The organism is Micromonospora sp. KC606 (genome assembly GCF_004348675.1).
Taxonomy (GTDB): Bacteria; Actinomycetota; Actinomycetes; order Mycobacteriales; family Micromonosporaceae; genus Micromonospora.
In genome coordinates this window covers 1-5,208 of the sequence record NZ_SMKN01000311.1, presented here as the reverse complement: position 1 = coordinate 5,208, position 5,208 = coordinate 1, and the positions used below count along the sequence as shown (strand labels likewise).

Sequence of the window (5,208 nt, the reverse complement as noted above, 5' to 3'; positions counted from 1 at the left end):
GGGACGTGTTGGCCAGCGCGCGCAGCGCCCGGTAGTCGACCTTGCCGGTGGCCAGCCGGGGCAGCGTGCCCACCGGAAGCACCCGCACCGCGCGTGGCGGCAGACCGACATCGTCGGCGACCAGTCGGCGGACCCGCGTCGGGTCCGCCGCGCCGGTCGCCGCCACCAGCAGTTCGTCGTCGGCACCGAGGCAGGCTGCGGTGACGTCGTGCACGGCGAGCAGTGACTCCACCTGCTGCGGGTCCACCCGTAGGCCGAGGATCTTGGCGAACCGGCTGTGCCGGCCGACGATCTCCCACAGGCCGTCCGTGCCCTGCCGGGCCAGGTCGCCGGTGCGCAGCTCGTCGACGGTACGACCCGACGCCAGGTCCGCCGGCCGCTCGGCGTAGCCGAGCATCACGTTCGGGCCGGCGTACACCAGCTCACCGACGCCGTCCGATCGGTCGGGCACCGGGGCGAGCCGGAACGACCCGCCGGGAACCGGCACCCCGACGGCCTCCGGCCGGGTCGCCGCCAGGTCCGGCGGCAGGTACGCCATCCGCGCGGTCGCCTCGGTCTGCCCGTACATCACGAACAGGTCCCAGCCGCCGCGCCGGCCCAGTTCGGCGTAGCGGACCACCTTCTCGGGGGCCAGCCGGCCGCCGGCCGCGGTGACGTAGCGCAGGTGCGGCAGGTCCATCGCGGCGAAACCGACCCGGTCGAGCAGGTCGAACGTGTACGGCACCCCGGCGAACGTGGTGGCCCGCGCCGCCCGGAACAGCTCCCAGAAGCACCTGTCGGCGACCGAGCGGTCGGTGAGCACCAGCGCCGCCCCGCGCGCCAGGTGGCTGTGCACCACCGACAGGCCGTAGCAGTAGTGCAGCGGCAGGCTGGTCGCCGCCCGGTCGGTGTCGCGGATCCTTAGGTACCCGGCGATCGCCTCGGCGTTGGTCTGGAGGTTGTCGTGGGAGAGCCGGACCAGCTTCGGCGAGCCGGTCGACCCGGAGGTGCTCAGCAGCAGCGCCAGGTCCGGGTGCAGCTCGTGCGCGCTGCCCTCGCGTCGCTCCCGCAGCGTCCAGCCGTCGCCGTCCGGCCCCACCACCACGTCCGGGTCGTACGCCTCGGTCAGCGTCGCCACCGCCGGCCCGTCACCCGGCACGAGCAGCACCGGGTGCCCGCCGTGCAGCGCGCCCAGGTACGACACGAGCGCGTCGACCGTGTTGGCCCCGGTGACCAGGACCAGCCGTCGCCGCTCGCCGAGCCGCCGCGCGGCCTGTGCGACCCGCTGCGCCAGTTCGGCGTACGACAGGGTGCCGTCGGCGGTCACGACGGCGGTACGGTCGCCGTGGCGGGCCAGGTCGCGGACGAACGGCACCGCGCGCACGGCCGGGAGCAGGTCAAACGGGGGCGTCACGGGATGCACTCTAAGGTGAGGCTAACCTTAGGAGAAGGGTGGGTAACGCGCATCGCACTCCGTTTGCCGATCGTCCGCCCACCGGTCAGGCTGGCCCGATGGACCATCCGTACCCGCCCGCCGCCGATCTGGCCGGACTGGCCGCCCTGCTCGGCGGCCCGGTCGTGCCGGCGGCCCGTGGCCTGCTCGGGTGCCGGCTGACCGTCGGCGGCGTCACCGTGCGGATCACCGAGGTCGAGGCGTACGCCGGCACCGCCGGCGACCCGGCCTCGCACGCCCACCGCGGCCGGACCGCGCGCAACGCGGTGATGTTCGGTCCCGCCGGGCACGCCTACGTCTACTTCACATACGGCATGCACTGGTGCCTCAACGTGGTGACCGGCCCGGCCGGGGAGGCCTCGGCGGTGCTGCTGCGCGCCGGCGCGGTGGTCGACGGGCTCGACGTCGCCCGGGCCCGCCGGCCCGCCGTACGCCGGGACGTCGACCTGGCCCGGGGCCCGGCCCGGCTCTGCGCCACGCTCGGCATCGACCGTTCGGCGTACGGCCTGGACCTGCTCGCCGACGGGCCGGTGCGGCTGCGCCCGGCCGACGTGCCGGTGCCGGAGGCGGCAGTGTCCACCGGGCCCCGGGTGGGGGTGACCGGGGCACACGACGTGCCGTGGCGGTTCTGGATCACCGGCGACCCGACGGTCAGCGTCTACCGCCGGCACGTCCCCCGCCGCCGTGCCTGACGCGATCGTCTCTTGATCGACTCCGCTTGCGGCGACCGGCGGCATCTGTGGCGGCCGGGGGAACGTTCTGCCGCACCCGGAGTCGATCACCACCCGGGTCGGCGGAATAGTTGACTCGTCAAGTATGTTGTGCGCGACGTCCGGAACGCCACCCCGGCCCCGGTCCGACACGCGAGGAGCTGGTCATGCAGTTCGGAGTCTTCACCGTCGGCGACGTCACGGTCGACCCCACCACCGGGCGTGAGCCGACCGAGCGTGAGCGGATCAAGGCGATGGTCGCCATCGCGCTCAAAGCCGAGGAGGTCGGCCTGGACGTCTTCGCCACCGGCGAACACCACAACCCGCCGTTCGTGCCGTCGTCGCCCACCACCATGCTCGGCTACATCGCCGCCCGCACCGAGCGGCTGCTGCTGTCCACCGCCACCACCCTGATCACCACCAACGACCCGGTGAAGATCGCCGAGGACTACGCGATGCTCCAGCACCTGGCCGACGGTCGGGTGGACCTGATGATGGGGCGCGGCAACACCGGCCCGGTCTACCCATGGTTCGGCCAGGACATCCGCAACGGCATCCCGCTCGCCATCGAGAACTACGACCTGTTGCGCCGGCTGTGGCGGGAGGACGTGGTGGACTGGAAGGGACGGTTCCGTACCCCCTTGCAGTCGTTCACCTCGACCCCGCGCCCGCTCGACGGCGTCCCGCCGTTCGTCTGGCACGGCTCGATCCGCAGCCCGGAGATCGCCGAGCAGGCCGCGTACTACGGCGACGGCTTCTTCGCCAACCACATCTTCTGGCCGAAGGAGCACACCCAGCGGATGGTCGGTCTCTACCGGCAGCGCTTCGCCCACTATGGCCACGGCACCCCCGAGCAGGCGATCGTCGGCCTCGGCGGGCAGGTGTTCATGCGGAAGAACTCGCAGGACGCAATGCGGGAGTTCCGGCCGTACTTCGACAACGCCCCCGTCTACGGGCACGGGCCGTCGCTGGAGGACTTCAGCCGGGAGACCCCGCTGACCGTCGGCAGCCCGCAGCAGGTCATCGACCGCACGCTCGGTTTCCGCGAGTACGTCGGCGACTACCAGCGGCAGCTCTTCCTCCTCGACCACGCCGGCCTGCCGCTGAAGACCGTGCTGGAGCAGCTCGACATCCTCGGCGAGGAGGTCGTCCCGGTGCTACGCCGGGAGTTCGACTCGCTGCGTCGCGCGCAGGTGCCCGAGGCCCCGACCCACGCCGCGCTGGTCGCCGCCCGGGACGCCGCAGCGGCCGGCACGGGGGCGCCCCGATGACCCGGCGCACACTGGCCGTGGTCTCGGCCGGACTCAGTCAGCCCTCCTCGACCCGGCTGCTCGCCGACCAACTCGCCGCCGCCACCCGCGACGAGTTGGTCCGGCGCGGCGCCGAGGTGCGGCTGGACGTCGTCGAGTTGCGCGAACACGCGCACGACGTGGTGAACCATCTGCTCACCGGCTTCCCGTCGGCGTCGCTGCGAACGGCCCTCGACGCGGTCGCCGGCGCGGACGGCGTGATCGCCGTGACGCCGATCTTCAGCGCGTCGTACAGCGGGCTGTTCAAGTCCTTCTTCGACGTGCTGGATTCCGGCGCGCTGGCCGGCACCCCGGTGCTGGTCGGCGCCACCGGCGGCACGGCCCGGCACTCGCTCGCCCTGGAGCACGCCGTCCGTCCCCTGTTCGGCTACCTGCGCGCGGTCGTGGTGCCCACGGGCGTCTACGCCGCCGGTGCGGACTGGTCGGGCGACACCGCCGACGGTGCGCTGCGCGACCGAATCCTGCACGCCGGTGCCGAACTGGCCGAGCAGGTGGACCGCCGGCCGGCGTCGGTCGGCCCCGCCGACCCGTTCGCCCTCACCACCGACTTCGCGCAACTGCTCGGCGGCGGCCGGGAGGAGTGACGCTCAGTCGTCGTACGGGTGGGCGACCAGCACCGGGCAACGCGCGTGCTGCAGCACCGCCTGGCTGACCGAGCCGAGCAGCAGCCCGACGAACCCACCCCGGCCCCGGGTGCCCACGGCCAGCAGCGACGCCGTGGCGCTGGCCTCGACCAACCCTTCGGTCGGACTGGCCGTGGCGACCGGGTGCTCACGGACCACCAGGTCCGGGTGGTCGGCGCGGACGGCGGCGGACGCCTCGGCGAGCAACCGCACCGCGTCGGCCCGGTGGGCGGCCTGCGACTCCTCGACCTCCTCGGGCACCGGGCGGTTCATGTCCCGCGGGCCGACGTGCAGCAGCACCAACGGCACGTCCCGCCCGACGGCCTCGTCGGCGGCGTACCCGGTGGCCAGTCGGGACCCCGCCGAGCCGTCCACCCCGACCACCACCGGCCCGTCGACCGGGGTCGGCTGCTCCTCGGGGCGGACCACCAGCACCGGGCAGTGCGCGTGGGCGGCCACCTGGCTGCCCACCGAGCCGAGCAGCAGGCCCGTGAAGCCGCCCAGCCCTCGGCTGCCCACCACCACGAGCTCGGCCTGGCGGGACCGCGCGACCAGGGTCGCGCCCGGCCCGCCGGCGACCTGGTGCACCTCGACGGTCAACCCGGGCCAGCGGTCGGCCAACTCGGCGGCGGTCTTCTCCAGCATCCGGCGCGACTCCTCGGTTGGCGCCGGCAGCCCCAGGTCGTACGGGTTCAGTGGCACGCCGTAGCCGAGCGGATGCAGGTAGCCGTGCACCAGGTGCAGCGGCCGGCGTCGTCGCACGGCCGCGCGAGCCGCGTGTTCCGCGGCGACCAGGCTCGACGGCGATCCGTCGACGCCCACCACGACAGGTCGGTTCATCGGCACTCCCCGGGGTCGGTCAGGTCATTGTCGACGTACCCGGCCCCCGGGCCCGGCATTCGCCCGGGACGCGCCGCGTGCAGTTGACCTCTCGGTTCATGAGCGTGATGGTGGGCCGGCTCCGGGCGTCCCGGGTGCGGCTGCCGGACCTGTCAGCCTGCCCGACGTCCTCGGCGAGCTGATCCGGGGCTTGCGCTGCCACGTCGGGCCCGCCTGGGACGTGCCGGTCGGCGGCCTGCCGGCGGTGCCACCGCGCCCCGCCCCCGAAGTGCCCGGTCCCACCGCCCCGGAGG

Annotated in this window: 6 protein-coding genes; 3 read left to right on the top strand and 3 right to left on the bottom strand. The window is 74.0% G+C overall.

From position 1 onward, the window contains the following. Positions 1-1,393: AMP-binding protein (locus E1193_RS29960; RefSeq protein WP_165945861.1), on the bottom strand; the 1,393-nt coding region annotated here is incomplete at its 3' end. 98 nt (positions 1,394-1,491) lie between these two features. Between E1193_RS29960 and E1193_RS29955 the strand changes: the two genes are divergently transcribed. The 3 genes from E1193_RS29955 to E1193_RS29945 all read left to right on the top strand — a co-directional run bounded on the left by E1193_RS29955 (position 1,492) and on the right by E1193_RS29945 (position 4,036). Further along, on the top strand, positions 1,492-2,124 hold the full coding sequence (locus E1193_RS29955; protein WP_132186502.1) for a DNA-3-methyladenine glycosylase: 633 nt from the start codon (positions 1,492-1,494) through the stop codon (positions 2,122-2,124). Positions 2,125-2,309: 185 nt separating this feature from the next. Further along, positions 2,310-3,413, top strand: coding sequence for an LLM class flavin-dependent oxidoreductase (locus E1193_RS29950; RefSeq protein WP_132186501.1), 1,104 nt, complete (start codon positions 2,310-2,312; stop codon positions 3,411-3,413). Next, on the top strand, positions 3,410-4,036 hold the full coding sequence (locus E1193_RS29945) for an FMN reductase (RefSeq protein WP_132186500.1): 627 nt from the start codon (positions 3,410-3,412) through the stop codon (positions 4,034-4,036). The genes E1193_RS29950 and E1193_RS29945 overlap by 4 nt, the downstream gene beginning before the upstream one ends. A 3-nt stretch (positions 4,037-4,039) precedes the next feature. Here the strand turns inward: E1193_RS29945 and E1193_RS29940 are convergent, their stop codons facing one another. Then, positions 4,040-4,921 (bottom strand): universal stress protein, encoded by an 882-nt coding sequence (locus E1193_RS29940; protein ID WP_207922926.1) that lies wholly within the window; start codon positions 4,919-4,921, stop codon positions 4,040-4,042. A gap of 13 nt (positions 4,922-4,934) precedes the next feature. Further along, the coding region (locus E1193_RS32640) for a hypothetical protein (RefSeq protein WP_207922925.1) at positions 4,935-5,208 on the bottom strand (274 nt) is incomplete at its 5' end.

Coding starts and splice junctions, on each gene's coding strand:
- E1193_RS29950 (WP_132186501.1), top strand. CDS start 2,310: ATGCAGTTCGGAGTCTTCACCGTCGGCGACGTCACGGTCGACCCCACC.
- E1193_RS29945 (WP_132186500.1), top strand. CDS start 3,410: ATGACCCGGCGCACACTGGCCGTGGTCTCGGCCGGACTCAGTCAGCCC.
- E1193_RS29955 (WP_132186502.1), top strand. CDS start 1,492: ATGGACCATCCGTACCCGCCCGCCGCCGATCTGGCCGGACTGGCCGCC.